Genomic DNA, 3811 nt, shown 5'->3' on the forward strand with positions numbered 1-3811 from the left:
TCCTTAAATTTAAAATTAAATTTTACCTCTTGAGAAGTTAATTCTTGTTTCATATATTCCCACCTTCAAATTGACTAGCAATTTTAAAGAAGCAGTTTCCCCCCTTTTTTTAATTATTTATTATATAGATATTCTAACATCCTAAGTTTAGGGATTAATTTTAAAAATAAATTCATTTTAAAGATACTATAAATTATATGAATACAGGTTTTAACTAATTACAAAAATCAACTATATAAAAAAAGCATTGAAAAACTTTGTGTTCTCCAATGCTTTTTATATAATTCTAGTTTAAATGTATAAATTTATTTTTACTTCTCAAAGAGTTATTTATAAATTTTACATTTATTAATATTACTTTGTATTACATTAAACTTAAAAATTTTTCAACTGCTTCTTCAGCTCTTTTATATTCTTCATCTGATGGTACAAAACAAAATGATAAGCCTGGTTCTACTACTTTAAGCTTTAAATCCTTAAGTCTTGATGTAAGCATTTTTACACCTTCGCCACTCCATCCATAAGAACCAAAGGACATAGCAACTTTTCCTCTATTAATTATTGGACTAACTAAAGATAATAAATCCCAAGCTGGTTTAACAGCATCTTGATTTATTGTAGGTGATCCAATCATAAAGCCCTTTGCTCTCTCTAATTTAGCTATGCTTTCTTCTAATGGATTTTCAGTAATTTCTGTTAAGTTAGCTGTATAACCTTTTGCTTCTATTTTTTCTTTTAAGAATTTAGCCATTTCTTCTGTATTTCCATAAGCAGAAATATAGAATATTTCTATTCTTTTCTCATCAATTTCTTCTTCAGTAGCCCATTCCCTATATAAATCTAATATTTTATCAATATTATCCATATGAACTGGACCATGGCTTGTAGCAATACAATCAACTTCTAAATTCTTAATCTTATCAAGACCCATTAACACAAATTTCTTAAATGGTCCCATTATACATTCAAAATAATATTTCATTTCAGCAAAATAATCATCATCTAAACTTGACATTATTCCCCCTTGAGGACAATAATGAGAACCTGTAAAATCACATGTAAATAGTAATTTTCTTTCCTTTACAAAAGTAAACATAGTGTCTGGCCAATGTAAATTTGGAGCAGATATAAACTTAAGAGTAACTTCTCCAAGATTAATTTCATCTTTAGCTTCAATATATTTAAATTCTCTATTTAAGATGTTTTTTAAATATATTATAGCTGCCTTTGAACCAACTATAGTAACTTCAGGGTAATCTTTTATTAAATTAATTAAAGAACCACTATGATCTAATTCTGTATGTTGAACTATAATATAGTCAACTTTTTTATCTCCAATAACTGATACTAAGTTTTCCTTAAATTCGTCATAAAAACCTGTTTTTACAGTGTCTATTACTGCTACTTTTTCATCATTAATAACATAGGAATTATAGGTTGTTCCTTTTTTGGTTTCCATTATTATATCAAAGACCTTTAAATCAGGATCCTTAACTCCTACCCAATAAATATTGTCTTTTAATCTTTCTTGTACCATATAGTTGCCTCCACAATACTAATCTATTAGTTGATTTCTTGGTAACATTTTATCATAATCTTATTTATCAAACAATTAGAAAATGTGTATATCTTATATATTTTTCTATAATTTATACTTATATTATAGAAAAATATCATTAAGCTCTTATCATTTTCGTTAGTTCATTAATTTGTATAATATATTCATAATGTAGGGCTCTTGTTAAAGAAACATATAAAAGCCTTTTATCTAAAATATTGTCATTATAATTTTTATCACTTGGATTATATACTATAGTTGCATCAAATTCTAATCCTTTAGTTAAATAAGATGGAATGATTATTATATCATCATTATTCTCTTTTTCGCTTCCTTTTATTAATGAAAGTTTTAAATCAGTTTCCTTCTTTATAATTTTCTCTAATTTCTTACCTTCTTCTAAAGTTTTAGTTATAATAGCAATACTTTTTTTACCATTATTAATAATATCATCAACAATATCTTTTATTTTTATAGCAGCTTCTTTATCTGAATTACACTTTACTAGCTTTGGAACATCTCCATGTCTTAAAACTGGTTTGGCATTTTTTAAGTTTAATTTTTGTGAAACTAAAGCCTCATTAGCAAAATCAATTATTTCAACTGTTGATCTATAGCTTTGTGTCAATTGTATATATGTGGCTTTACCTTCAAAAACTCTATCAACTATATCATCCCATGTTTTAAGTCCTTTGTAATAATAAATTCCTTGAGCTATATCACCAACCAAAGTTAAGGAATTTCCCTTAGTTAATCTATTAATCAAATAAATTTGAAAAGGATTATAATCTTGTGCTTCATCCACTACAATATGTGAATATTTATCTTTTTCAGCAACCCCTTCTAGCAATATATTTATATACATAAGTGGAGCTAAATCATCTTCGTCTATTATTCCTTTTTCATTATTGTGTTCTAATTCTTCCTTCATAAACTTTGCAAGATCACTAGGTATTTTACCTAAAGTTGCAATTTCAAAATATTCTTCATTTCTAAATAAGTCATAATAAATATCCTTTGAAGTTATACCTCTCCAATTTTTAAAATACTCATTCATAATCTTTTTAGAATTATTTATTATATTATTTTTTATTTCATCTCTTTCTGAGTATACTTTTATAAGCTTTTCTCTTCTTTCGTTGCAATCTTCTAATTCTCTTTTTACTTCCTTAATCTTTATATCCCAATCTAAATCTACTTGTAAGCAAAGTAATTGAATCTTTTCTTTTAACTTTAATGATAAATATCTCTTTATTTCATCTTTTCTTTTATTAATTGGATAGCTTTTTAAATCCTTTAAATAAAGCCTCATTATTTCTCTTTTACCAAACAATACATAATCATCTACAGTAATATCATTTATATCTAATGAAGCACCTTCTAATAAAGCTACATATCTATCTATTATACTTTTAAAAGTTAATGTTCCTTTAATTCTAGATGAATTAACAACATAGTTACATTTCTCTATATTATCAGCCTCAATAATCTCTTTTAACTTCTCATCTTTGCCTTTAATTTTGGCTTTAATTTTTAACTGCTTAAGTGCTAAGTCTTGGAATGTAGTTTGATTAACTTCACCTACACCAAGATTAGGTAATATATCTGATATATAATCTAAAAATAGATTATTTGGAGCTAAAACTAATATATCTTTGCCCTTAATACTATCTGAATATCGATAAATTAAGTATGCTAATCTATGTAATGCTACGGTAGTTTTACCTGAACCTGCTGACCCTTGAACTATTATAGGTAAATTCTTTGGCCATCTAATTATGTCATTTTGCTCCTTTTGAATAGTTGCTACTACTTCTTTTAACTTCTTACCTCTACTTTCTTCTAGATTAATCTTTAAGAATTCATCCACTAGATCTTCTTCTTCTAATCCACTCTTAATAATAATTTCATTTATACCTTCATCAAATATATCTTCTAGGGAGTCTTCCTTAAATAAGAATTTTCTTTTTAAAGATAAGTTGCCTTCTATTATTCCATTTGGGGACTTATAATATGCATATCCTCCAGTCCCACTATAATAAAGATCTGCTACTGGAGTTCTCCAATCTACTACTATTTCTTCTCCATCTTGACTTGAACTTACGGATTGTTTACCAATATATATACTTTCCTCTTGTGATTTCTTTTCTCTAAAATCTACTCTTCCAAAGTATGGTACCTTCATTGCTTCTTCATAATTGCTAATGTCTTTTTTAAGAACTGAATAAATTTTTTCTGTAGTTTCATAACTAC

At 26.3% G+C, this 3811-nt stretch carries 2 protein-coding genes; both read right to left on the minus strand.

Features of this window, described 5'->3' with window-relative positions; translation table 11 throughout:
• Positions 1–364: 364 nt before the first annotated feature.
• Entirely contained in the window at positions 365–1537 is a 1173-nt protein-coding gene (locus tag HUJ77_RS02835) for an FprA family A-type flavoprotein (protein ID WP_291707060.1), read from the minus strand.
• A gap of 139 nt (positions 1538–1676) precedes the next feature.
• Positions 1677–3811, minus strand: a 2135-nt coding sequence (gene helD, locus HUJ77_RS02840; RefSeq protein WP_291707061.1) for an RNA polymerase recycling motor HelD, incomplete at its 5' end; no start/stop codon positions are given.

Source organism: Clostridium sp. (genome assembly GCF_021443865.1).
Lineage (GTDB): Bacteria > Bacillota > Clostridia > Clostridiales > Clostridiaceae > Clostridium.